Here is a 25,065-nt window from a genome sequence, read left to right on the forward strand (position 1 = left end):
CAAATAAGCAATGAATGGTTTAAATCGAATTAAAATTGTTCTTGTGGAAAAAGACAAAACAGGACGTTGGTTGGCTGAACAATTAGGAGTTAGTGTCACTACAATAAGTCGTTGGTGTTCCAATTCGACACAACCCGATTTAATAACATTGGCAAAAATTGCATCTTTATTAGACATTGATATTAAGGAACTTCTTGTTTCAACTAAAAAAGTATCAAAGGAATGAAACACATTATTTATTTTAATACGGCTCAAAAAATGAGCCAACTTAGTGATAATTCTATCGATATGATTGTTACATCCCCTCCTTATCCAATGATTGAGATGTGGGATGATATTTTTGCTGCACAAAATCCAGATATAAGAACTGCTTTTAAACAAAATAAGCCAAGAACAGCTTTTGAGTTAATGCATAAAGAACTTGATAAAGTATGGTCTGAATGTTGGAGAGTGCTTAAAGATGGTTCTTTTATGTGCATTAATATCGGGGATGCAACACGAACTATTAATAGTGAATTTGCACTATACAATAATAATACAAGAATTATTCTGGCTTGTGAAAAGTTAGGATTTATTAATCTTCCCAATATTTTATGGAAAAAAACGACCAATGCCCCAAACAAATTTATGGGAAGCGGTATGCTTCCATGTGGTGCATATGTTACCCTTGAACATGAATGGATTCTTATTTTTAGAAAAGGTGGTAAGCGAGTGTATAAAACAACAGAAGATAAAGATGCGCGAAGAAGCAGCTCTTTCTTTTGGGAAGAGAGAAATATTTGGTTTTCTGACATCTGGGATATAAAAGGAGTTAAGCAGACTATTGATAAAGCCCCGTCAAGAGAACGCAATGCATCTTATCCAATTGAACTTCCTTATCGCCTTATAAATATGTATTCACAAAAAGGCGACACTGTACTTGATCCATTTATGGGTTTGGGAACCACTGTGATTGCATCCATTCTTAGTGAACGGAATAGCATTGGTTATGAGATTGACTCCTTACTCAAACCCCTCCTTAAGGAAATATTGAATACCATTGATGTATTTAAAAGCCAATTCACTTATTAGAGATAGATATACCAAACATTTAGCCTTTGTGGAGGATAGAATCAGACAAGGAAAGGATGTGAAGTATGTCAACAACCACTTGCAATGTAAAGTCATGACAAAGCAAGAAACTGATTTAACATTCCATTATCTCAAAAATATTATTCTCAATAATGAAGTAGGAGAATTGGAGTTTGAATCCAATTATTATGTAAAAAGAGAATTAAGCGATTTTCCAATGAATAAAAGGGGCTCTCTCTTTGAATTCGCTATTTAAAAAAACGCCAAAAATTGTTTGATTTGAACAAGCGATTTTTGGCGTTTATTTTAAGGATTTGCCTCACTAATTGTTTTATTTTGGTTAGAACCTCTTGATTAAGAATATTGCCCCTACTATTTGATATGACAATAAATACAGGAACACCAAATTTCTCTTTATAAAGTTCATATTTTATGGCATTTGCATTTCGTGCCTTAACAATATATGGGGCATTTTTAGTATATGATTGAGGCTTTACTTGAACACCGCAAATTAATTGAGTTCCTCTGAATATTTCTAAATCAACAGCATATGTGTGGTCAACCTCTCCAACTGTTTCCTTAATTGTTAATTCTGGGAAAATTCTGAGTAAAGTTTCCTTTGTGTTATGTTCTCGAAGAATAATTCCATTCCATGTTTCACAAATAACGCGAAATCTTACACATTCAACGCATTCATCAAGAGTTAATCCATAACCATTATTTTTAACTGCTTCGTATAAAATCTTCCCTTTTTCTCTTAAATCTTCTTTTGTGCGCCCTTTTTGAGTGTTGATATTTTTTACATCCCAACTGAGAGCGTAGTATTTCTGTTTATTATAAGGTATTGTTATATCATTAAAAAAAGCTTTTGAATACCCCAATTTTGCTGCATTTTGTTCAATATACAGATTTCGTGTATGTCCACTTGCATAATAGGCATTCTCCCATTCTTCTTTATTTTTCCAATTTGCAGTTTCAATGAGTGTTGATACATACCCAACTGACCACGGGTCGTTTAACATTAGTTCATTCCATTTTGCGTTAGTGGAACGAAATTTCTCTTATCTATTGATAAAATAAACTCATCCATAAAATGTAATTAAAAATTTGAAGGATCATATTCTATATTAATACCATCTTTTTTCTTTTCATAATATACAATTGGCACATCTATTATTTCTGAAAGACGGTTCTCAATCTTGTATGTAGCAGATTTTATTTGAATAGGTTTTTCCCCGATAAATCCGTCAATACCTTTGGCCTCCTCTTCTATAGTAGCCAAACGCCAAGTTTTACATAGTTTCTCTGCAAGAAAAGCAATTATTGCACTTTGAAATTTGAGACCACAATATGTTTTTGTGTAAACAAGGTCTTTAACCCATGCTTCAATCATTTCACGATTTATCTGCTCAACAGCACATTTCATTTCCTGAAACTTTGAGTAAATTTTATCGGTAGCAGCTTCAATGGCATTTGGATGTTTTGTAGAATACCATTGAATCCATTCTTGTAAAGATTTTCCGTTAAACTCTTGTATAAGTTCTGACATTTGGCCAACAACTTCCGGTCGTGTTCCCTGTGCATTACTATTTACCAGATTAATATCTGAGTAGTGTATTTAGGAAAATCAAATTGTGAAGCATTTGAGAGTTGTTCAACTTCACTATTTTTCATTTTTATCTTCTTCAGCATAGTTTCATATTATTTTAACTACCTGAAAGCAAAAAGCCCTCATTTCAAAAGAAAAGAGGGGCATGGAAGAGATTATCGGTATCAAGGCTTAGCACTGCCCACTTAGTCAATAACCATCTTGTCCACGCCCCGTTTGGTGCGTGAGCATCCGATGATTTGACTGCGACTAAGAGTTCTTGAAGTGCTAATTCTGATACCCAATCGAGTCAGGATGTCATATTACTTTTTACTTATCTCTTGTACTTGTTTTATTTAATAAACTTAATAATTCTCTTTATGGACAAAGTCCTATGCAAAGTTACACATTTATTTTTTGTTGCCAGCATAAAGCTCAAAAATTAGAGCTAAAAATTTTTCGTGCTATTGAATGTTTGTACCCGCCATGTCTCTTTTCATTCATAAAATACTGATTATCAAAAATAATAAATAATTCCCCGAATAATTCCTTTGTGGTTTTGACCTCATTCCGAGCGGTCATCGGCAAAGTATAAAAATGACTTCTATTTGTTAAGTTTTTGTTAAATCTTCATCTTAAACAAACCTTTTCCTTTCCCTCTTTGCTTCTTCCAAAAACGGCTTTTTCACCCTGTTTCTTATAGTGATTATTTTTGTACCGATATTTTCTTATATTACTGATAATCAGCTACAAACGCTCTCTCATATGAATGGTATGAGAAGGCTGTGGCCAACGAAATTCCAATGGCAATGTTGCGTATGGGTGAGTATTACCTGTATGATTATGACAGTCTGAACGAATCGGAAAAGGCTTTTGCCTATTTCAAGAAAGCTGCCGAATACGAGTGGTATAGCGAAGGATTGGGTATCTGTTATGAAATGGGTATCGGAGTGGAAGATAATGAAACGGAAGCTTTTAAATATTATACGCTGGCTGCGGATAATGGAAATACGATGAGTATGTATCGTACCGGACTTTGCTATTACAACGGAGTAGGTGTGAAACAGAACTATGCCGAAGCTTACCGCTGGTTTACGGATGCGGCAGGGAATGAAAATATTGCTGCGACTTATTATCTCGGTAAGATGATGATGTATGGCGAAGGTTGTACTCCTGATCCGGAAGCTGCGGTGCAATGGCTGCTGAAAGCTGCTGAAAAAAATAGCGACAAAGCGCAATTTGAACTTGGAAATGCCTATCTGACGGGCAAAGGCGTGGAAGAAAACGATGAAATTGCAATGGAATGGTTCGAAAAGGCCGCAGAGAATGGCAATGAGAAAGCTCTTAAAATTACCGGAAGGAGGAGAAAGTAAAAGAGGAACATGGAAAAAGAAGGGAATAATCTGTTTCAGGTCAATCTTAAAGGTATGATTGCCCTGTTATCAGAGCACATTTATAGTAACCCGAATACTTTTGTTCGCGAACTGTTGCAGAATTGTGTAGATGCCATCACGGCACTACGCAATATCGACGAGAATTATAAAGGACGTATCGATGTCTTTCTGAATGAAGACAAAACGGTGGTGTTCAGGGATAATGGAGTCGGACTGAAAGAAGAGGAAGTTTATCGTTTTCTGACGGTTATCGGAGAGAGTTCAAAACGGGATACTCCCGATGCGGACGATTTTATCGGAAGGTTCGGTATCGGATTGTTATCTTGTTTTGTGGTGACTAATGAAATCACCGTGGAGAGTCGTTCGGCAATGGGCGGACAGCCTGTTTGCTGGTGTGGCAAAGTGGATGGGACGTATCAGCTGACTTTATCGGACGAAGAACGGCCTATCGGGTCGCAGGTGGTGTTGCATCCGAAAGGAGACTGGATGCATCTTTTTGAATATGAAACGTTTAAGAAGATACTGGTCAGTTATGGGGAAGTGTTGCCATATCCTATCTATCTGCATTATCAGGGGGAAGAGGAGTTGGTAAATACGCCTTCGCCCGTATGGCTTGACCCGAAGGCGACTCGCAAAGAACTGCTGGATTATGGGGCAAAAGTATTTCAGTCGTCGGCTCTTGATGCTTTCCGGATTTATACTGAAAGTGGTAAGGTAGAAGGGGTGCTTTATGTTTTGCCTTTCCGAACACAATTCTCAGTACGCAATTCTCATAAGGTCTACCTTAAACGTATGCTGTTGAGTGAGGACGATTGTAACCTGCTGCCGCCGTGGGCTTTCTTTATCCGTTGTCTGGTGAATGCGGACGGATTGCTGTCTACTGCTTCCCGCGAGTCTTTGGTGAGCAATGACCAGCTGAAGGATGCACGGAAAGAGATCGGGATAGCTATCAAGGATTATCTGCGGGGATTGGTGCAGAATGACCGAGCCATGTTCAACCGGATCTTGGATGTTCATCACTTTCATATCAAGGCGATTGCTTCGGAAGACAATGAACTGCTCCGTTTGTTTATGGATTACCTTCCTTTTGAAACAAATAAGGGGCTGCGTGGTTTTGGAAGTATTCGTTCGGCAAGTAATGTGATATGCTATACCAAGAATCTGGAAGATTTCCGTCAGGTGCGCCGTATAGCCGGAGCGCAAGGATGGCTGGTGGTGAATGCTGCTTACACTTTTGATGAAACTTTGTTGAAAAAGTATGTCCGTCTGAATCCGGAACTTACGTTGGATGAAATATCTCCTTCACGGTTGCTGGAACAGTTTGGCGAAGTGGAGGCGAATAAAGAGTTTCAGGCTTTTGAAATGAAAGCGAACGAGCTATTGAAGCGGTTTGGCTGTGTCTGCCGTCTGAAACATTTTACTCCGGTGGATATTCCGGTAATCTTTGTGGCGGAGGAAAAGGAGAATGTAGCTAAAAGTGCCAATAATCCGTTGGCGGCTGTATTGGGGGCTGTCAATACTGCCAAGCAAATCCCACCAACACTCACTTTCAATGCGGATAACGAAATGGTGCAGACTTTATTGCAAATACAGGGAGACAATAAATTGTTTCAGCATGTGGTGCATATATTGTATGTACAATCGCTTCTGCAAGGTAAATATCCGGTGAACAGTGAAGAAATGGAGCTTTTCAACCGTTCGCTTAGCGAACTGATGACTTCGAAAATGAATGATTTTATAAATTTCCTGAATTAAAAAAAAGAGTATGAGATACACACTTGAAATACAAAAACTGCTGTTGCAGACACAGAATGACAGCCTGCATCCCCGTGAAAAAGCCAATCTATTGAAAGAAGCTATCCGCATCGCTGATGAGAACGAAGATGTGGAATGGGCTACGGAGTTGAGACTGGATCTTATCTATGAACTGAATCTTCTTTCGGCAGATGCGGAAGAGATTACAGTGTTCTCTAAAATCCTGGATGATTACGAGAATCACAAGGATGTAATCAAAGAAGAGGATTTGTTGTGGAAATATAAATGGATCTGGGCTTGTACGTTCGATCTGCCGGAAATTCCGATGGAACAGGTGAAAGCGATCGGTGAGGATTATAAAACCCGTATTCTCCGGAATGGATATTCTTTGCGGAGTTATTATCACCGCTGGTCTGTGGAATGTATTTGGATGCGCCAGTATGACAAGGCGAAAGAATATATTGACAAGATGCTGAATGAAAAGATAGACGATCAGTCGTGTGAGGCTTGCGAACTGAATTTTATGCTGGATTATTATCTGGAAACAGGGCAGTTTGATGAGGCTTACAGCCGGGCGCAGCCATTGATTAATAAGCAGGTCACCTGTTATGAAGCCAATTTGCGGGCTTATTTGAAGCTTTCTTATTATGCACAGAAAGCTGGCAAACCGGAGGTTGCCGCTGATATGTGTGCACGTGCCGAAGAAGCATTGCAGGGAAGAGAAAAGGATGAATATCTTTTGCTTTACTTGGGATTGTTTATTGCTTATAATATAATGACGAAGCCGGAAAGAGGCTGGGAGTATGCCGAGCGGTGCATCGGTTGGAGTTTGCGTACGAATACGTTGAAGAAATATCGCTTCTCTTGCGATATGGTAGAGGCCTTGAAGTATGAGACCCGTCCGGAAGTCTCCTTGTCGTTGCCGGAGGAATTCCCTCTTTATCGTCCGGATGGAATTTATCAGGTCAGCGAGCTTCGCAATTATTTCTATCAGCAAGCAGAAGAGCTGGCACTTCGCTATGATGCCCGCAACGGAAATAGTGGTTATATGGACCGTTTGAAACAATTAATGTCCAATTAATTGCCAACATGTAGATTAATCCGTATTTTTGCCGTCCAATTATTTACTAAAAACACTGAATAACAGAAAATGAGAAAGTGGCGTATTGAAGATTCTGAGGAACTCTACAACATCACAGGTTGGGGTACCTCGTACTTTGGTATTAATGACAAAGGTCATGTCGTTGTTACACCTCGTAAAGATGGAGTATCCGTTGATTTGAAAGAACTGGTCGATGAGTTACAATTGCGTGATGTGGCATCTCCCATGCTGGTGCGTTTCCCGGATATTTTGGACAACCGTATTGAAAAGATGTCATCCTGCTTTAAACAGGCAGCCGAGGAGTATGGTTATAAAGCCCAGAACTTTATTATTTATCCGATTAAGGTCAACCAGATGCGCCCTGTGGTGGAAGAAATTATCAGCCACGGAAAGAAGTTCAATCTCGGACTGGAAGCCGGCTCTAAACCGGAACTCCATGCGGTGATTGCGGTCAATACGGACTCTGACTCATTGATTGTTTGCAACGGATATAAAGACGAAAGTTATATTGAACTGGCTCTGCTTGCTCAAAAGATGGGTAAACGTATCTATCTCGTTGTGGAGAAGATGAACGAACTGAAGCTGATAGCAAAAATGGCAAAACAGCTGAATGTGCAGCCTAATATCGGTATACGTATCAAACTCGCTTCTTCCGGTAGCGGAAAGTGGGAAGAGTCGGGAGGAGATGCCAGCAAGTTTGGCTTGACTTCCAGTGAACTTCTCGAAGCGCTCGATTTTCTGGAGAGCAAAGGCTTGAAAGATTGTCTGAAGCTGATTCATTTCCATATCGGTAGTCAGGTGACGAAGATCCGTCGTATTAAAACGGCTTTGCGTGAGGCTTCACAATTCTACGTGCAGCTCCATTCAATGGGTTTCAATGTGGAGTTTGTTGATATTGGCGGTGGACTAGGAGTGGATTATGACGGAACCCGTTCGTCCAATAGTGAAGGTAGCGTAAACTATTCCATTCAGGAATATGTAAACGACTCTATCTCTACGCTGGTAGACGTGAGCGATAAGAATGGTATCCCGCACCCGAATATCATAACGGAAAGTGGGCGTGCATTGACGGCACACCATTCTGTTCTCATTTTTGAAGTTCTTGAAACCGCTACTTTACCCGAATGGGATGACGAGGAGGAAATTGCTCCGGATGCACACGAATTGGTGCAGGAGTTATATGGAATCTGGGATTCGCTGAATCAGAACAAGATGTTGGAAGCATGGCACGATGCGCAGCAGATCAGGGAGGAAGCGCTGGACTTGTTCAGTCATGGAATCGTGGATCTGAAAACTCGTGCACAAATCGAGCGTCTGTATTGGTCTATTACACGTGAGATTAATCAGATTGCAGCCGGTTTGAAGCATGCACCCGATGAATTCCGTGGATTGTCCAAACTGCTTGCCGATAAATATTTCTGTAACTTCTCGCTGTTTCAGTCACTTCCTGACTCTTGGGCAATTGACCAGATATTCCCGATCATGCCTATTCAGCGATTGGATGAAAAACCGGAGCGTTCGGCTACTTTACAAGATATTACCTGCGACTCGGACGGTAAAATTGCCAACTTTATCTCTACCCGTAACGTGGCTCATTATCTGCCTGTACATGCACTGAAGAAAACAGAACCTTATTATGTGGCTGTATTCCTGGTGGGTGCTTATCAGGAGATTTTAGGAGATATGCATAATTTGTTCGGTGATACGAACGCCGTGCATGTTTCGGTGAACGAGAAAGGATATAATATCGAACAGATTATCGACGGAGAAACGGTAGCGGAGGTGTTGGACTATGTGCAGTACAATCCGAAGAAGCTGGTACGTACGCTCGAAACTTGGGTGACGAAATCAGTGAAAGAAGGAAAAATCTCCTTGGAAGAAGGAAAAGAATTCCTTTCCAACTATCGTTCGGGGCTTTACGGATATACTTATTTGGAATAACCGGCAGGGTGCCGGAGCCGGATTCTCCATTCGGTGAACTTATTAGAAATCAAGAAATGAGAGAAAAACTAACAGTAATTAAGGTGGGTGGCAAAATCGTAGAAGAGGAAGCCACCCTTCGTCAGTTGTTAAATGACTTTGCCGCTATTGACGGACATAAAGTGTTGGTTCATGGTGGCGGTCGTTCGGCAACAAAGATTGCCGCGCAACTGGGTATTGAAAGCAAAATGGTAAATGGTCGTCGGATTACCGATGCCGAAACGTTGAAAGTCGTAACGATGGTGTACGGCGGATTGGTGAATAAAAACATTGTGGCAGGTCTGCAAGCACGCGGAGTCAATGCACTCGGATTGACCGGAGCGGATATGAATGTAATCCGTTCGGTGAAACGTCCGGTGAAAGAAGTAGACTACGGGTTTGTGGGAGATGTGGAACAGGTGGATGCCACTTTATTGTCGGATTTGATACATAAAGGCGTTGTTCCCGTGATGGCTCCATTGACACACGACGGTCACGGCAATATGTTGAATACGAATGCAGATACTATTGCCGGGGAGACAGCGAAAGCGTTGTCGGCTCTGTTTGATGTGACATTGGTGTATTGTTTCGAGAAGAAAGGTGTGTTGCGTGACGAGAATGATGACGACAGTGTGATTCCTCAAATCACCCGTGCCGAATTTGAACAATATGTAGCCGATGGCGTTATTCAAGGAGGTATGATTCCTAAGTTGGAAAATTCCTTTGAAGCAATAAATGCAGGAGTTTCTGAAGTGGTAATCACCTTAGCGTCAGCGATTAACGATTCTGGAGGAACGAGAATAAAAAAATAATTCAAAAAAAAGTAGTGGGCGACTGTAACTTTTCATATCCTAGCCCGTCATTATTATAGAGATGCAAGAAATCAGCTTCCGAAACGATATTTTGCCGTTGAAGGATAAACTCTTTCGATTGGCTCTCAGAATCACCCTGGATAGGGCCGAAGCCGAGGATGTCGTTCAGGACACCATGATAAGAGTGTGGAACAAGCGTGATGAGTGGTCTCAATTTGAATCGGTCGAAGCCTATTGCCTGACAGTGGCAAAGAACCTGGCGATAGACCGGAGTCAAAAGAAAGAAGCTCAAAACGTGGAACTCACCCCCGAAATGGAGGAAGAACCTGATGCAAACAGTCCGTATGACCAGATGATTCATGATGAAAGAATGAACATCATTAATAGACTGGTAAACGAACTTCCCGAAAAACAGCGGCTTATCATGCAACTGAGGGACATTGAAGGTGAAAGCTATAAAAAAATTGCAACCTTGCTGAATCTGACAGAGGAACAAGTCAAAGTGAATCTCTTCAGAGCCAGGCAAAAAGTAAAACAAAGGTATTTAGAAATTGACGAATATGGATTATAAGGATATAGAACAGCTCCTCGAGCGATACTGGCAATGCGAAACTTCCGTTGAGGAGGAAGCAACATTGCGCGACTTCTTCGCAAAGGAAGAAGTTCCGGCTCATTTGCTTCGCTATAAGAATCTGTTTGTTTATCAGCAGGTTCAGCAGGAAGTAGGACTGGGCGAAGACTTTGATGCACGTATTCTGGCAGAGGTGGAGCCTACGGTAGTAAAAGCGAAACGTTTGACACTGACCGGTCGTTTTATTCCTCTGTTCAAGGCTGCTGCCGTAATTGCAATCATCCTTTCTTTGGGGAATGTGGCACAACATTCTTTCTCCGGAGATGATGGAAGTGTATTGGCTACGGATACCATTGGTAAACAAGTAACTGCACCGTCGGTCGCTATCTCAAATGATGTGAAAGCGGAACAGGTCCTGGCGGATAGCCTGGCGAAGATCAACCACAAGGTGCAAGTTATAAACGAATAGACATTTTCATTTGCTTTAAACATATAATATAGTTAGTGTGCTTAATTAAAACAACAACGAAGGCGAAACTGTGAAGTTTTCAATTCTCTCAAATTTTTATAATGAAACTAACTAAATAAATGGGCTACCGCGCGATGCAGTAGCCCTTTTATGTTTTTAAACTGTCTTTATTTAAGCTGTCTTTATTTGATCTGCCGTATATTTTTTCGTGGCGCATCCACTTCTTGAGGATCTCCTTTATAGGCAATATCACCGCTTCCTTTGACGCGGGCAACCAGCTTCTGACTGGCATAGCAGCTGATGTTGCCGGAGCCGCTAATGCTTGCGTCTGTGTTTTCTGCTTGCAAATCGGCAGCTTGAATATTTCCTGATCCGGCAATAGAATAGCTCGCTTGAATGGCTTTGCCGTTCAGATTGATATTGCCCGAACCGGAAATACTTGCCTGACATTCCTGGCTCTCTATTTGTTGTAGTCTTACATCTCCCGAACCATTAATTGAAACGGCCATTTTTTGGCAATTGAATCCTTCTCCCTGAATGTTGCCCGAACCGTTGATGTGGAACTCAATATCTTTAGAGGTTTGTATCCCATTGATTAATCTTATATTTCCTGAACCGTTGACCGACAGCTTATTCAGTTCCGGAGCAAAAACTTTTATTTCCAGTTTTCCTTTCCAGATAGTGACATTCTTCTTGAATTTTATAATGAATGTACTACCCTCCACATACGTTTCTATAAGTGGTATGATGTTGTCGGAACCATGAATTTCGACATGGCTGCATGTGTCTTGCCAATAACTAATGTTGGCGCTTCCCACTAGTTTGATTTCATTGAAGTGGTCGGCTTTCACTTCTTTGGAGATGTAATTCTTACTGCCTACGATGTGTTTTCCCCGCAAGCAAGAGCCGGCAGTAAGTACTAGAAACATTCCCGTGACTAATACGAGCAATAAACTTGTTTTCATAATTACGCTTTTCTATGATTGATATAATGGTTAGACGGAAGAATTTGATCTAAAGTTGCATCTTCCATAAAGTTTTTCGTTAGCGTCTTCTTTTTTATTACTTTTGTGGCTGTTGATAGGAGGATTATAATGGATAAGATTATAGAAGATGATGAGTTAGGGCGTCTGGTGATACGCGTCAATTCACGTGCGAGAAGTCTTGTGTTTCGTACCAAGAGTGATGCTGTTTATGTTTCAGTTCCTCCCGGTACTACCCTGAAAGAAGTGAAACAGGCCATCGAGAACCTGCGTGGAAAGCTTCTGGCCTCCCGGCAAAAAATCGCTCGTCCGTTGATTGATTTGAATTATAAGATTGATGCGGAGCATTTTAAACTATCTTTGGTGTCGGGCGAGAAAGATCAGTTTCTGGCTAATTCCCGGTTGGGTGTAATGGAGATCGTTTGTCCGCCTCATGCCGATTTTACAGATGAAAAACTGCAAAGCTGGTTGCATAAGGTTATTGAAGAATCATTGAGACGAAATGCCAAAAGTATTCTGCCTTCACGTCTGGCCTTCTTGTCCAAGCAATGCGGATTGTCCTATTCGAGTGTGAAAATAAACTCCAGTCAGGGCAGATGGGGGAGTTGTTCGGCTCGAAAAGCTATTAATTTATCCTATTACCTGGTTTTGCTGCCTTCTCATTTGATAGACTACGTGTTGTTGCACGAATTATGCCATACCCGCGAGATGAATCATAGCGAGCGATTCTGGGCGTTACTCAATCAATATACAGAAGGAAAAGCATTGACCTTGCGGGGAGAATTGAGAAAGTACCGTACAGAAATATAAAATAAAGTTAGTTTTTATCCCTCATGCTTTCTATAAATAGGTCTTTGTTTATCAGCCTATTTGCGGAGTTCATCGAGCAAAAACGGATTCTTCACATTCTTCACTGTTAAGAACATTCTTCACTTCTCCCTATTCATGGAGGATAGCATCATTCTCCTTGTGTAAAGCACATCTATTATGTCGTAAAAAAATAAAAAAGACTGATTACATCCTGATATAATTTTCGTCTTTTCAATAAAGTAACCTTTAATGAGATGGAAAACATGAGAAAGAAACAAATTCTTTTTGCGTTTGGAATGGCCGCCCTCTTGTTGTACGCTTGCGTTCGTGACGAATTGTTCACGGACAGACAACAGGAATTATCAAACGAACTGGCTGTCGGTAAGAATCGGGAGTTAACTGTTGCAGCTGCCAAAGAATGGTATGTCGACAATGGGGCTCCCGTTACCCGAATGGGGGTGACGCAAAGCAATGTATCGGGAATATTGGTAACTCCTTCGTGGAATCATGCTAAAGAATGGAAGAAAGGAAGGTATGAAGTGGTGGAAGCCTCTTTGCGTTCCAACATGAATGTTATCCTTTATGACCAAGATACGAAGAAGCAGAAAAAGAAGATGAGCAAGAAAGAAAAAAGACGGGTGATGAACGTTGCTCGGTCTGTTATATTGAAAGATATTACGACGGGAGAAATCATTACTTTCAATATGATATTTATAGGTAGTCTGAATTATCTGATGAAGTACGATGATTTGTCAGATAACAATTATTTGCATCGGGTTCCCCATTTTGACGGTATGGTTTTATATTTTTGTCCCAGCGGTGAGTTTGTAAACGGTTGGAAGTACAAGAATGGTAAGATAATAAAGCGTCTTTCTCCTGTTCTTGATGAGGCGGCATTATCGGATACGCTATCTTCTGCTACAACTCGAGCTATACAGTGTTACACGAATTACTATACCGAATCGTATTACTATTGTCCTCCGATTACACGTTCTGCCTTTATGGATGACTGGGCGAGTTTTTATGGTACCGGTGAGTTTGGAGGCGGTATTGATGATGGTAATGGTGGTAATAGTGGTGGAAGCGGAGGTGACCCTACCCTAGAAGGTGGTGAATTAGAAGGTCCAACAATAACTGCACCTGCATGTTATTGGACTTACCGAGAAGTTCCATATACCGAATGTTATGATGATGGTTCTTCTGATGGAGGTGGAGGCGGTTATATCGGAACTCCCACTGATCCTTCAGTTCCGGTGAAGTCTCATGTAAAAAAAATTATAAAGAATACTGATAAGTTAACCCCTCAACAACTAGAGAAATTAGAAAGAGTCATTAAAGAAATGGAGGAAAAAATATGTTATGCTAAGCAGATTATTAATTATTTAGAGAGCGAAGGTTTCGCTTTTAATTATGTTTATATGGATCCTAATTTAGGAGGAGGAAGGGCAAATGCAGGGAATTCTATTTTATCTAATGGAACAGTAGATTTAGTGTTTAGAGGAGAGGATGATATAACCTATGGAAGTTTTGCTCATGAATTGGTTCACCTCTTTCAGATTCATTTAGGAGTATATAGCGGTACTATATCAAGAGGTATGATGGAATATGAACGGGCATTGATAGATGATATCATGTATTATTCAAAAATTAAAGGAAGTAAGAAATTTAGTGATGCGTGGTATGAAAAAGTAGAAAGAAGTTCGTTTGTGTATGGGAATAGGCCAGGCGAGGATAAAATTAAAGCTGTTGAATGGGATAAAAAACAAGCAAAATATTTAAATTGGCTTAGTAAACTTACTAAAAAAGGAACTCCTATCTCTATTCCCAACGATGATTTTAAAGAATGGATATCGTTATTTTCCGAGAATAGCAGGACCTATTCACCAGACAATGGGTATAATTACAATATAGATTATACACCTAAGCCGTTAGCAAAAGTTTTAGAATTGGCATCAAGTTGTTATTAAATAAATTCAGTTATTATGAGAACTATATACTTATTGATTAGTTTTTCCATCTATTGTTTACACGTACTTGGTCAAACAGATACGGAGATAATATATAAATCAACGAGTAATAATGCATATTATATGCACTATTATTCAGGATTTGTATCCATTGGTAATAACGTTTATCCATTGTCGGGAAAAGAAAATCCTTTAAATTGGCAAGATTGGTATCATTTTGATTGGAGGGAAGTAAAGAATCTGTCTAAATATATAGAACCTTACATTGGGCCTTATTTAAAAAATATTCAATTAATGGAAGATGATTACTTTAAAACAACAATATGGATTGATTTACAAGGGAATCTGATATATTGTGAATTTAATTATCCGTCTAAAATAAATATTCCACTTACGGTGATAGAACAAATCGAAACATCCCTAAAGGCTAATGGAAAGGTTAAGGTAACTCCTATTGGTACTCCTAGGAATGATATGTACTATGTACAATCTTGTGTCTTTGTTGATTTGGAGCAACTTCAATCGCGACTTTATCACCCTGTTGCCCCCTCATGGAATGATGATATCGCTATCCAACTGGATAATGTTTTTCCAACTGCCACTTATTATGCGGATTATTTGAATAGAAGGAGCTATGTCTCTTTTTATTCTGGCATGTTCAATTACACAGATGGTTCAACTGAAACGCAAGGAAATATTTATATATCGGGGACGGGCGAAGCGGCATTCACACTGTCTTTTATCAATGTTACCGACCGGGACATTATTCTGGATTTGGGTCAACTAACAGTTCGGATGGATGAGCCCGGATACACATACAGGCCTCGAATATCTTCTATAAGTATAAATGGAGGACCTCGGTTAGATATTAATTCACGAACAGCGGTAGTTGAGAATGATGGAGGTGTCGTTTCTATAATCTTCTATTTTGATGATATATTGGACATGTCTGGCAACTATTATAATACGTATCCGACAGCTTATAAGCTGAGCTTTTATTATGGCAATCATAATATATTTGAGCATGTTATAGATGAAAGATATGATTATGATGTGTGTGACGCATCAAGTATTACCTGGTACAGAGAAGGTTACATCATGTTCCGATATATGTATAACAAAAATAAGGTAGGGATGTTCTATAATAAAACCACTGATACTTATTTTTACTAAATCAATGAAGAACTTATTATTACAAAGCATACTACTATTCCTCCTGCTGACAAGCTGCTCCTCTGTCCCTTCTGATGTCCGCATAGCATTAGAACAAGCCGGAATAAACCGTCAAGAACTGGAAAAAGTGATTGAGCACTATAAAACCACTGGAGAAATACAAAAATTGAAGGCAGCATACTTCCTCATAGCCAATATGCCAGGGAAGTATGCCGAGTATTATAGTTGCAACGAACAAGCATACGAGATGTTTTTGCGCGGTAAAGATGCCAATAAACGCAACAATCGTGTGGCATACGAAGATTCTCTGGCAGAGCAGATAGATATGCTGAAAGATTTGTCGGGAGGATGGGTACCGCTTATGGTTAAGGACATTGATGTTATCTCAAGCAAGTACCTTATTGAAAATATAGATTTGGCATTTAAAGTCTGGAAAGAACCTTGGGCTTGTCACTTTACATTTGATGAGTTTTGTGAATATATTTTGCCTTACCGCATTCTTCACGAACCTATATCAGACTGGAGGAAATATCTGTACGAGAAATATTCGTGGGTGAAGGATTCACTTAAGAATGTATCCGATACAGAAGAGCTGGTGCTTCATCTTAATGACTTGATTGCAAAAGACTTTTGGACGCTGGACGAACTAGACATTCCTTTCGTGTCTGTTCCTTTGCTCGAAAAGGCAAAAGCCGGAGGATGCGACCAGCGTTACGTATTAATGATTTCCTTGCTACGGGCGATGGGGGTGCCTGCCATGATGGACTATGCACCACAACACAATAACACATTTAAAGACCATAAATGGGTGGTCTATTTGGATAGCCTGCATCATTACCGTCCCTGCGATGCAGGACGCATACGAGGTAAAATATTCCTCAAGGACAATTTGAGATGTGCCTTTCCGGCAGGGCTTGTCATCCCCTTGGCTGATGGCTTTGGTTCCAATGTGTTTCGCTATACATACGCTATCAACAGAAACAGTTTGGCAAAAAAAACGAAGAACAAACATGCTTTGCCTCCCTTTTTCCGTAGTTCGTGTGTTAAGAACGTGTCCGATCAGTATGTTTTCGACATGCACCCTGTAATATACGACATGCCGTCCGAGCTACAACTTAAGGATAATGAAGCCGTTTATCTGGCTGTCTTTGGCTATGGAAGCCATATCAGGGAGGCAGACTATGCCCAAGTAAAAAATAACAAAGTGAGATTTGAGCATATCGGAAGCGGTATCGTTTATCTTGTCTGCGCATACGGGCATGAACGGCTTGTGCCTATTTCTTATCCCATCTTGTTGCGGGACTCCTTGGGTAAGACAGAAATACTCAAACCGGACACCGTGCGCAAACAAAAAATGATTCTTACCAGAAAATGCAAGCCCTCTTTGCTGATGCAAGGATTTGCGGAGTCTATGATTGGAGGACGTTTTGAAGGTAGCGACACTCCGGACTTTAAACATCCGGAAACACTTTTTACAATCAAAGAAGCTCCCTATTCACTGACAGAAGTTGACATAAACGTGATGTCTTCCTACAGATATGTACGCTATACATCTGTTCATTCGGGAATCTTTGCAGCGGAAATACAATTCTGGGGTACAGATAGAGAAGGAAAGGCTGTCATGTTGGAAGGAACGCCCATTGTGCATTTAGGCAGTGACAGTATTCCTAACAGCGAACCAGAGAACGCTTTCGACAATAATATACGTACCAATTTCAATGCACCTTCCCATTCTTGGGTCGGATTGGACTTAAAGTCCCCTCAATCCATTACGAAAGTGAAATATCTTCCGAGAAATAATTTTAATGTTATAGAGGTGGGTAATAAATATGAATTGATGTATTACAACGACAGGTGGGTATCTTTAGGTATACAGACTGCCACCAATCAATACTTGGAATATGATAATGCCCCTACTCAAGCTCTTTTCCTATTAAGAAACCTGACACAAGGAAAAGAGGAGAGGATTTTTACCTATGAAAACGGGAAACAGGTATGGTGGTAAATGAGAGGATAGAAATAAAAATAGATACATTCATTATTGCTGCTATTCTTGTATGCTTGGTGTTTAATCTATGCGCTGGTTTGTTTGATAGCCAACGAACTTCTTCCATAATATCTGTCTCTTATTTGATCGCCTTATTTTGTATTCGTACAACTTTCTTTAGGGTAAAAAAAAGTGTGCGGATACAAATCCCTGATATTTTGTTTGTTTGCTATTTTATATTTGCTGCTTTCAAGAATGATACCGATTTTAATCTTAATCAGTTGGGTGATATCATCATCCTGTTATTATATATTTGCATCAGGATGACTGATGCTCTTGATTACAAATTTTTATATATAATCATACTATGCCTTACTGTAGCTTTATCGTTCTACGGGTATTTGCAATGTGCCGGTGTATTACTCGTTCGGAATAAAGAATACCTCATGACTGGACCTTTCTATAATCCTGCACCATACGGTGCGCTCATTTGTTTCTTTATTTCTATTATAATCACTGTTGTTATCACGATTCCCGAAAAAGCCCATAAACATGTTTCCTTGTGTGTCATCGGCTTTTCTCTTCCTGCACTCGCTCTCTCGGCATCAAGGGCTGCATGGCTGGCAAGTGGTGCTGTTCTTCTCTTTATGTTCTTGCTTAAAAGCAAAAACAAATTGCGACAATTGCCAAGGAGTATCGGTCGTTTGTGCGTGATAAGTTTATTTGCGGTATTCATTTTGTCTTGTCTGCTTTTATATCATGTAAGACCGGAATCGGTTAAAGGAAGGCTATTTATCTGGAAAGTATCATCGGAAATGATAAAGAAAACTTTCGTTACAGGTCTTGGATACAATAGCTTTGAAGCCAATTATATGAATTATCAGGGTGAATACTTCAAACAGGGTAAAGGAGACGAGACTGAAAAATATCTGGCAGGGAATGTGGTTTCCGCATATAATGAGCCTATCCGGATAATGATAGAGTACGGTTTAATAGGATTGTCCATATATATGTTACTCGCTTGTTTCGTATTGTTTCGAACTCAACAGCGAGAGACCGTTTCAATGGCTGCCAAAATGGTAATTTCTGCCTATATTCTGTTCGGGCTGTTCTCATATCCCAATAAAATATTCTCTCTGCAAGTGCTTGCAGTCATATCCTTTGCCTGTTTGCTGAATGAACGAAAGGACAAGGTTACGTATCAGCTACGGTTTGGATTTTTACATCGGTCTATTATAGGACTTCCTTTTGCATTCATATCTTTAGGATTACTTTTCAATACGATCAGGTTTCATTATGCCTATCAGGAATTTCAGTCATTATTGGAAACGAATAGGACTAATATTACCGCAAAACTAAATGAATTGGTGCCTATATTGTCAGGGGATTATTTATTTCTACAGAACTATTGTGTTCTGGCGAAGGATATAGTTGAAGAAAAGACCCTTCTTGAAAAATTAGACAAGGCGATCTCCTTGTCACCTTCAACCACATTATATCGAATGAAGGGCGATTGTCTATATTGGCACAATCGGTATGAAGAAGCAGAGACATTTTATTGGAGTGCTTATTATATGCTTCCTTCCAATCAATGGGCAAGAGCAAGAATCGCTATGCTATACCTCAAACAAGGTAAAAGGAAAGAAGCGGAACAGCTTGCGGCTTCCATATTAAAAGAAAGAATAAAATCTCATGGGTTTGATACATTCTTGTTGCGTCAAGAAATGAAAGAGGTCTTGTCAACGCATTAGAAGAGATTGAATAGTTATTAAGACAACTCTAAATATAGATAATTGAAACAGTATTTCGTTTATTTGTCTAATTGTTTAATCCCGTCCGATTCTTTTTCAAACTGATAAGTTCCTCCTTTTTCGCTAAGATCAAACGTAGAGACTAATTCTGTGTTATTATCTACGATCAATAAAGCGCTTTGTTCCGCAAAACGTCCCACTTCTACAGTGTAAGGCTCTTCCGATATAGTTTTATTGGAGATAAGACTGTCGTTGACAAACAAAGAGATAGAATCTCCGGCAAAACCTTTTACCAGACTGATTGTGTAGCTTTCGATGAAATGACGTTCTTCCTGCTTTTCCCGTTGTAGCCGCATACTCATGTATACGAAAATAACCACTACAAAAATGACGGCAAAAGCAAGAATTCCGTTACCTACCATAAACTGTTTATTTGTGTTGAGACGATGTGCCATAGTCGTTATTTTTTGAATTGTGGCGTAAAGATACGAATATAGCACTGTTAATTCATACTTTTTTTCTTTAATCTTTTGTAGTCGAATAGATTATTTATATCTTTGCAACCGGAAACGGATGAAAGGTGGAGGGGCAATTAAGCTCCTTTTTTTGTTCTTATATAGTTAATAAATGATAGAAAAGAAAACTGTTTGTCAGATTGTAGATGAGTGGCTGGAAGGAAAAGACTACTTTTTAGTAGAAGTAACTGTGAGCCCGGATGACAAAATTGTGGTCGAAATTGACCATGCAGAAGGTGTTTGGATCGAAGATTGTGTGGAGCTTAGCCGCTACATAGAGTCAAAACTGAACCGTGAAGAGGAAGATTATGAACTGGAAGTAGGGTCGGCCGGTATCGGACAGCCCTTTAAAGTACTGCAACAGTATTATATCCACATCGGACAAGAAGTGGAGGTATTGACTAAAGACGGACGTAAACTGGCCGGCATACTGAAAGATGCCGATGAAGAGAAGTTTACGGTAGCCGTACAAAAGAAAGTAAAACTAGAAGGATCCAAACGTCCGAAACTGATAGAAGAGGACGAAACCTTTACTTATGAGCAAATAAAATATACTAAATACTTAATTAGCTTTAAATAGTTATGGCCAAAAAAGAAGAAACAATCAGCTTGATTGATACATTTTCGGAATTTAAGGAACTGAAGAATATCGATAGAACGACGATGGTTAGCGTACTCGAAGAGTCGTTCCGTAGCGTAATCGCGAAAATGTTTGGCACCGATGAGAATTACGACGTGATCGTGAACCCGGATAAGGGTGACTTCGAGATCTGGCGTAACCGTGAAGTTGTGGCCGATGAAGATTTGACTAACCCGAATATGCAGATTTCGTTGAGCGAAGCACAGAAAATTGATGCTTCCTACGAAGAAGGTGAAGAGGTGACTGACGAAGTGATTTTTGCCAAATTCGGACGTCGTGCTATCCTGAATCTCCGCCAGACATTGGCTTCCAAGATTCTGGAACTCGAGAAAGACAGTATTTATAATAAATATATAGATAAGGTAGGTACGATCATCAATGCAGAAGTGTATCAGATCTGGAAGAAAGAAATGTTGCTCTTAGATGATGAAGGAAACGAGTTGCTGTTGCCTAAGACCGAACAAATCCCGAGCGATTTCTATCGCAAAGGTGAAACGGCCCGTGCAGTAGTTGCCCGCGTGGATAACAAGAATAATAATCCTAAGATAATCTTGTCACGTACTTCTCCCGTTTTCCTGCAACGTTTGTTTGAGATGGAAGTACCCGAAATTAATGATGGTTTGATTACCATCAAGAAGATTGCCCGTATCCCTGGTGAACGTGCCAAGATCGCGGTAGAATCTTACGATGACAGAATCGACCCTGTAGGAGCCTGTGTAGGTGTAAAGGGAAGTCGTATTCATGGCATTGTTCGTGAACTTCGCAATGAGAACATCGACGTAATTAATTACACATCGAACATCTCATTGTTTATACAGCGCGCTTTAAGCCCGGCTAAGATTTCTTCTATCCGTCTGAATGAGGAAGAGAAGAAAGCGGAGGTTTTCCTCAAACCGGAAGAAGTTTCGCTGGCTATCGGTAAAGGCGGTTTGAACATCAAACTGGCCAGTATGTTAACTGAGTACACTATCGACGTGTTCCGTGAGTTGGATGAGAATGTAGCGGATGAAGATATCTATCTCGACGAATTCAGAGACGAAATCGACGGATGGGTGATCGACGCCATCAAGGCTATCGGCATTGATACGGCGAAGGCTGTGTTGAATGCTCCTCGTGAGATGTTGATTGAAAAGACGGACTTGGAAGAAGAGACAGTGGACGAGGTAATACGCATTTTGAAATCGGAGTTTGAAGAAGAAGGTGAAAATTCAGTAGAAAATTGAGAATTTAAAATTGAAAAATGAAAGTTATCTCTGTTATACTACATCGTAACTTTTAATTCTTCATTCTTAATTCTTCATTTAAACAAGCTCCATTTATTCATTAATTTTAAAATATGACGATAAGGTTAAACAAAGTTACAAGAGATTTGAACGTAGGAATCGCGACGGTAGTTGAGTTCCTGCAAAAGAAAGGGCATACCGTAGAGGCTAATCCTAATACCAAAATTAGCGAGGAGCAATACGCTATACTCGTAAAAGAGTTTAGTACAGATAAGAACCTTAGACTTGAATCGGAGCGTTTCATACAGGAACGTCAGAATAAGGAACGTAATAAGGCGTCTGTTTCGATTGAAGGCTTCGAAAAGCAGCCGGAGAAACAGAAGTCGGAAGATGTGATTAAGACAGTCGTACCTGAGGATGCACGTCCGAAGTTTAAACCTGTCGGAAAAATTGATTTGGATAAACTGAATGGTCGTAAACCTGAAAAGGTGGAGAAGGAACCGGAACAGAAACAAGAAGAACCTGTTGTAGAACGGCCTGTCGTTAAACCCGAAGTAAAAAAGGAGCCCGAGAAGAGAGAACCCGAGGTGAAGAAAGAAGAGGTGGTGATACCTCCTGTTTCTGTAGTAGAGCCTACTCCAGTGGTGGTTGAGCCCGTAGTAGTCCCGGAACCTGTAGTGGAGAAGAAGCCGGTAGAAGTTGAAAAAGTAGTAGAAGAAGTGAAAAAAGAAGAGCCGAAGGTAGTAGAAACTGCACCTGTGAAGGCGGAAGAACATAAAGAAGAAAAAAAGGTGGAAACTGCACAGGCTGAAGTAACCCCGGTAGCAGAAAAAGCTCCGGAGGATGATGGTGTTTTCAAAATCCGTCAACCGGAATTAGGCGCGAAGATCAATGTGATCGGTCAGATCGACTTGGCTGCATTGAACCAGTCTACTCGTCCGAAGAAGAAATCGAAGGAAGAGAAGCGTCGCGAACGTGAAGAGAAAGAGAAAATCCGTCAGGATCAGAAGAAACTGATGAAGGAAGCCATCATCAAAGAAATCCGTAAGGATGATTCTAAAGTGGTGAAGAACGGTCCGAAAGAAAGCGCGGATGCTGCTAAGAAAAAACGTAACCGTATCAATAAAGAAAAGGTAGACGTTAATAACGTTGCGACTTCCAACTTTGCTGCACCGAGACCTAATATACAAGGTAAAGGTGGCAATGGTAATAACAACGGTCAGGGCGGACAAGGAAATAATAACAGAAGAAATAACAACAATAATAAGGATCGCTTCAAGAAGCCGGTTATCAAACAGGAAGTGAGCGAGGAAGACGTAGCAAAACAGGTAAAAGAAACTCTTGCACGTCTGACAACCAAAGGTAAGAACAAGACGTCCAAATACCGTAAAGAAAAACGTGAAATGGCTTCCAACCGTATGCAGGAACTGGAAGATCAGGAAATGGCAGACAGCAAGGTATTGAAGTTGACCGAGTTTGTTACGGCTAACGAACTGGCAACGATGATGGATGTATCTGTCAATCAGGTTATCGCTACTTGTATGAGTATTGGTATCATGGTTTCCATCAACCAGCGTCTGGATGCGGAAACAATTAATCTGGTGGCAGAAGAGTTCGGATTCAAGACAGAATATGTAAGTGCGGAAGTGGCACAAGCTATCGTTGAAGAAGAAGATGCTCCGGAAGATTTGCAACCGCGCGCTCCGATTGTTACAGTGATGGGACACGTTGACCACGGTAAGACTTCTTTGCTCGACTATATCCGTAAGGCGAACGTAATTGCCGGTGAAGCCGGAGGTATTACACAGCATATCGGTGCATATAACGTGCAACTGGAAGACGGTCGCCGTATCACGTTCCTCGATACTCCGGGTCACGAAGCGTTTACCGCTATGCGTGCACGTGGTGCGAAAGTAACGGATATTGCTATCATTATTGTGGCTGCCGATGATAACGTGATGCCGCAGACGAAGGAAGCAATCAATCACGCGATGGCTGCCGGTGTACCTATTGTATTTGCAATCAATAAGGTAGATAAACCGACTGCGAATCCGGATAAGATTAAAGAAGAACTGGCTGCAATGAATTACCTTGTTGAAGAATGGGGTGGTAAGTATCAGTCACAAGATATCTCTGCCAAGAAAGGTATGGGTGTGGAAGATTTGCTGGAAAAAGTATTGCTCGAAGCAGAAATGCTCGACCTGAAAGCAAATCCGGACCGTAATGCTACGGGTTCCATCATCGAATCTTCACTGGATAAGGGACGTGGATATGTAGCTACTGTATTGGTATCTAACGGTACTCTGAAAGTGGGAGACATCGTACTGGCAGGAACCAGCTACGGACGTGTGAAGGCTATGTTCAACGAACGTAACCAACGCATCAAAGAAGCAGGACCTTCCGAACCGGCTTTGGTATTGGGATTGAACGGTGCACCTGCTGCAGGTGATACATTCCATGTTGTTGAAAGCGATCAGGAAGCTCGTGAAATCACCAACAAACGTGAACAGTTGGCTCGTGAACAGGGCTTGCGTACGCAGAAGATCCTTACGTTGGATGAGTTGGGCCGTCGTATTGCTTTGGGTAACTTCCAGGAATTGAACATCATCGTTAAGGGTGACGTGGACGGTTCTGTTGAGGCATTGAGCGACTCGTTAATCAAGTTGTCTACGGAACAAATTCAGGTAAATGTCATCCATAAGGGTGTGGGAGCAATTTCCGAGTCGGATGTTTCTCTGGCTGCCGCTTCGGATGCGATTATCGTCGGATTCCAGGTACGTCCTTCGGGTGCTGCCGCTAAGATGGCTGAACAGGAAGGTGTCGACATCCGTAAGTACTCTGTCATCTACGATGCAATCGAAGAGGTGAAGGCTGCTATGGAAGGTATGTTGGCTCCGGAACTGAAGGAACAAATCACGGCAACTATCGAAATCCGCGAAGTATTCAACATTACGAAGGTGGGTTTGGTAGCCGGTGCAATGGTGAAGACCGGAAAGGTGAAACGAAGCGACAAGGCTCGTTTGATCCGCGATGGTATCGTCATCTTTACCGGAAACATTAACGCGTTGAAGCGCTTCAAGGACGATGTGAAGGAAGTAGGTACAAACTTCGAGTGTGGTATCAGTCTGGTGAACTGCAACGACATGAAGGTAGGCGATATGATCGAGACATTCGAAGAAATAGAAGTGAAACAGACTTTATGATTTATGAGTTATGATTTATGAATTATAAGGGTATAAGGCCATTCGCGAAGTAATGGTTGCAACAATAGATGGGTGGTAATGTGGTACTATTT

20 protein-coding genes and 1 pseudogene are annotated in these 25,065 nt (G+C 40.6%); 17 read left to right on the forward strand and 4 right to left on the reverse strand.

The features are described 5' to 3' along the window. The first annotated feature begins 10 nt into the window (after positions 1-10). Together BXY_RS13010 and BXY_RS13015 are read left to right on the forward strand one after the other, a co-directional pair. Entirely contained in the window at positions 11-226 is a 216-nt protein-coding gene (locus tag BXY_RS13010) for a helix-turn-helix transcriptional regulator (RefSeq protein WP_015532141.1), read from the forward strand. Beyond that, positions 223-1,071 carry a DNA-methyltransferase gene (locus tag BXY_RS13015; RefSeq protein WP_015532142.1) on the forward strand — a complete coding sequence of 283 codons (849 nt, stop codon included), beginning with the start codon at positions 223-225 and terminating at the stop codon, positions 1,069-1,071. Before BXY_RS13010 ends, BXY_RS13015 begins: the two co-directional genes overlap by 4 nt. A gap of 248 nt (positions 1,072-1,319) precedes the next feature. Here the strand turns inward: BXY_RS13015 and BXY_RS13020 are convergent, their stop codons facing one another. Then, the gene (locus BXY_RS13020; protein WP_015532144.1) at positions 1,320-2,093 is read right to left on the reverse strand and encodes an MjaI family restriction endonuclease; all 774 of its coding nucleotides are present in this window, start codon (positions 2,091-2,093) and stop codon (positions 1,320-1,322) included. 77 nt (positions 2,094-2,170) lie between these two features. Beyond that, the gene (locus BXY_RS13025; protein ID WP_015532145.1) at positions 2,171-2,620 is read right to left on the reverse strand and encodes an MjaI family restriction endonuclease; all 450 of its coding nucleotides are present in this window, start codon (positions 2,618-2,620) and stop codon (positions 2,171-2,173) included. 791 nt (positions 2,621-3,411) lie between these two features. Here BXY_RS13025 and BXY_RS13030 point away from each other — a divergent pair. From BXY_RS13030 to BXY_RS13060, 7 genes and pseudogenes are all read left to right on the forward strand, one after another. Then, positions 3,412-4,032 (forward strand): annotated as a pseudogene (locus BXY_RS13030) (tetratricopeptide repeat protein); the annotation flags it as partial. A gap of 9 nt (positions 4,033-4,041) precedes the next feature. Continuing rightward, positions 4,042-5,808 (forward strand): HSP90 family protein, encoded by a 1,767-nt coding sequence (locus tag BXY_RS13035; RefSeq protein WP_009039148.1) that lies wholly within the window; start codon positions 4,042-4,044, stop codon positions 5,806-5,808. A gap of 10 nt (positions 5,809-5,818) precedes the next feature. Beyond that, complete coding sequence (locus tag BXY_RS13040; protein ID WP_015532148.1) at positions 5,819-6,889, forward strand: hypothetical protein; 1,071 nt, start codon at positions 5,819-5,821, stop codon at positions 6,887-6,889. A gap of 69 nt (positions 6,890-6,958) precedes the next feature. Further along, a complete protein-coding gene (gene speA, locus BXY_RS13045) occupies positions 6,959-8,851 on the forward strand; it encodes a biosynthetic arginine decarboxylase (protein ID WP_008019353.1) in 1,893 nt (630 codons plus the stop codon). Positions 8,852-8,907: 56 nt separating this feature from the next. Beyond that, entirely contained in the window at positions 8,908-9,681 is a 774-nt protein-coding gene (gene argB, locus BXY_RS13050) for an acetylglutamate kinase (RefSeq protein WP_044129844.1), read from the forward strand. Between the two features lie 61 nt (positions 9,682-9,742). Next, positions 9,743-10,252: an RNA polymerase sigma factor gene (locus BXY_RS13055; RefSeq protein WP_004315420.1), complete on the forward strand. Its 510-nt coding sequence runs from the start codon at positions 9,743-9,745 to the stop codon at positions 10,250-10,252. Beyond that, complete coding sequence (locus tag BXY_RS13060) at positions 10,242-10,721, forward strand: hypothetical protein (protein ID WP_004315419.1); 480 nt, start codon at positions 10,242-10,244, stop codon at positions 10,719-10,721. Before BXY_RS13055 ends, BXY_RS13060 begins: the two co-directional genes overlap by 11 nt. Before the next feature lie 182 nt (positions 10,722-10,903). On the opposite strand, the gene BXY_RS13065 is transcribed toward BXY_RS13060, so the two are convergent. Next, positions 10,904-11,686, reverse strand: a complete 783-nt coding sequence (locus BXY_RS13065) for a head GIN domain-containing protein (protein ID WP_008024080.1) — start codon at positions 11,684-11,686, stop codon at positions 10,904-10,906. 129 nt (positions 11,687-11,815) lie between these two features. Between BXY_RS13065 and BXY_RS13070 the strand changes: the two genes are divergently transcribed. From BXY_RS13070 to BXY_RS13090, 5 genes are all read left to right on the forward strand, one after another. Then, a complete protein-coding gene (locus tag BXY_RS13070) occupies positions 11,816-12,514 on the forward strand; it encodes a YgjP family zinc-dependent metalloprotease (RefSeq protein WP_008642733.1) in 699 nt (232 codons plus the stop codon). 263 nt (positions 12,515-12,777) lie between these two features. Beyond that, a complete protein-coding gene (locus BXY_RS13075; RefSeq protein WP_225739844.1) occupies positions 12,778-14,481 on the forward strand; it encodes a hypothetical protein in 1,704 nt (567 codons plus the stop codon). A 15-nt stretch (positions 14,482-14,496) separates the two neighbouring features. Then, a complete protein-coding gene (locus BXY_RS13080) occupies positions 14,497-15,654 on the forward strand; it encodes a hypothetical protein (RefSeq protein WP_008642735.1) in 1,158 nt (385 codons plus the stop codon). Between the two features lie 4 nt (positions 15,655-15,658). Next, positions 15,659-17,659 (forward strand): discoidin domain-containing protein, encoded by a 2,001-nt coding sequence (locus BXY_RS13085; RefSeq protein ID WP_008642737.1) that lies wholly within the window; start codon positions 15,659-15,661, stop codon positions 17,657-17,659. Positions 17,660-17,835: 176 nt separating this feature from the next. Then, positions 17,836-19,392, forward strand: coding sequence for an O-antigen ligase family protein (locus BXY_RS13090; RefSeq protein ID WP_225739845.1), 1,557 nt, complete (start codon positions 17,836-17,838; stop codon positions 19,390-19,392). A gap of 59 nt (positions 19,393-19,451) precedes the next feature. On the opposite strand, the gene BXY_RS13095 is transcribed toward BXY_RS13090, so the two are convergent. Then, positions 19,452-19,847, reverse strand: a complete 396-nt coding sequence (locus BXY_RS13095) for a hypothetical protein (protein WP_009039152.1) — start codon at positions 19,845-19,847, stop codon at positions 19,452-19,454. Positions 19,848-20,019: 172 nt separating this feature from the next. Here BXY_RS13095 and rimP point away from each other — a divergent pair, with 172 nt between their 5' ends. From rimP to infB, 3 genes are all read left to right on the forward strand, one after another. Beyond that, positions 20,020-20,487, forward strand: coding sequence for a ribosome assembly cofactor RimP (gene rimP / locus BXY_RS13100; protein ID WP_015532150.1), 468 nt, complete (start codon positions 20,020-20,022; stop codon positions 20,485-20,487). 2 nt (positions 20,488-20,489) lie between these two features. Further along, positions 20,490-21,770 carry a transcription termination factor NusA gene (gene nusA, locus BXY_RS13105; protein WP_008024083.1) on the forward strand — a complete coding sequence of 427 codons (1,281 nt, stop codon included), beginning with the start codon at positions 20,490-20,492 and terminating at the stop codon, positions 21,768-21,770. A 113-nt stretch (positions 21,771-21,883) separates the two neighbouring features. Then, positions 21,884-24,973, forward strand: a complete 3,090-nt coding sequence (gene infB, locus BXY_RS13110) for a translation initiation factor IF-2 (RefSeq protein WP_015532151.1) — start codon at positions 21,884-21,886, stop codon at positions 24,971-24,973. The last annotated feature ends 92 nt before the right edge of the window (positions 24,974-25,065 follow it).

Source organism: Bacteroides xylanisolvens XB1A (assembly GCF_000210075.1).
Taxonomy (GTDB): Bacteria; Bacteroidota; Bacteroidia; order Bacteroidales; family Bacteroidaceae; genus Bacteroides; species Bacteroides xylanisolvens.

What these genes read in the sequence shown, in the direction of transcription:
- BXY_RS13010 (WP_015532141.1), top strand. Translation starts at nt 11, where the DNA reads ATGAATGGTTTAAATCGAATTAAAATTGTTCTTGTGGAAAAAGACAAA.
- BXY_RS13015 (WP_015532142.1), top strand. Translation starts at nt 223, where the DNA reads ATGAAACACATTATTTATTTTAATACGGCTCAAAAAATGAGCCAACTT.
- BXY_RS13020 (WP_015532144.1), bottom strand. Translation starts at nt 2,093, where the DNA reads ATGTTAAACGACCCGTGGTCAGTTGGGTATGTATCAACACTCATTGAA.
- BXY_RS13025 (WP_015532145.1), bottom strand. Translation starts at nt 2,620, where the DNA reads ATGTCAGAACTTATACAAGAGTTTAACGGAAAATCTTTACAAGAATGG.
- BXY_RS13035 (WP_009039148.1), top strand. Translation starts at nt 4,042, where the DNA reads ATGGAAAAAGAAGGGAATAATCTGTTTCAGGTCAATCTTAAAGGTATG.
- BXY_RS13040 (WP_015532148.1), top strand. Translation starts at nt 5,819, where the DNA reads ATGAGATACACACTTGAAATACAAAAACTGCTGTTGCAGACACAGAAT.
- speA (WP_008019353.1), top strand. Translation starts at nt 6,959, where the DNA reads ATGAGAAAGTGGCGTATTGAAGATTCTGAGGAACTCTACAACATCACA.
- argB (WP_044129844.1), top strand. Translation starts at nt 8,908, where the DNA reads ATGAGAGAAAAACTAACAGTAATTAAGGTGGGTGGCAAAATCGTAGAA.
- BXY_RS13055 (WP_004315420.1), top strand. Translation starts at nt 9,743, where the DNA reads ATGCAAGAAATCAGCTTCCGAAACGATATTTTGCCGTTGAAGGATAAA.
- BXY_RS13060 (WP_004315419.1), top strand. Translation starts at nt 10,242, where the DNA reads ATGGATTATAAGGATATAGAACAGCTCCTCGAGCGATACTGGCAATGC.
- BXY_RS13065 (WP_008024080.1), bottom strand. Translation starts at nt 11,686, where the DNA reads ATGAAAACAAGTTTATTGCTCGTATTAGTCACGGGAATGTTTCTAGTA.
- BXY_RS13070 (WP_008642733.1), top strand. Translation starts at nt 11,816, where the DNA reads ATGGATAAGATTATAGAAGATGATGAGTTAGGGCGTCTGGTGATACGC.
- BXY_RS13075 (WP_225739844.1), top strand. Translation starts at nt 12,778, where the DNA reads ATGAGAAAGAAACAAATTCTTTTTGCGTTTGGAATGGCCGCCCTCTTG.
- BXY_RS13080 (WP_008642735.1), top strand. Translation starts at nt 14,497, where the DNA reads ATGAGAACTATATACTTATTGATTAGTTTTTCCATCTATTGTTTACAC.
- BXY_RS13085 (WP_008642737.1), top strand. Translation starts at nt 15,659, where the DNA reads ATGAAGAACTTATTATTACAAAGCATACTACTATTCCTCCTGCTGACA.
- BXY_RS13095 (WP_009039152.1), bottom strand. Translation starts at nt 19,847, where the DNA reads ATGGCACATCGTCTCAACACAAATAAACAGTTTATGGTAGGTAACGGA.
- rimP (WP_015532150.1), top strand. Translation starts at nt 20,020, where the DNA reads ATGATAGAAAAGAAAACTGTTTGTCAGATTGTAGATGAGTGGCTGGAA.
- nusA (WP_008024083.1), top strand. Translation starts at nt 20,490, where the DNA reads ATGGCCAAAAAAGAAGAAACAATCAGCTTGATTGATACATTTTCGGAA.
- infB (WP_015532151.1), top strand. Translation starts at nt 21,884, where the DNA reads ATGACGATAAGGTTAAACAAAGTTACAAGAGATTTGAACGTAGGAATC.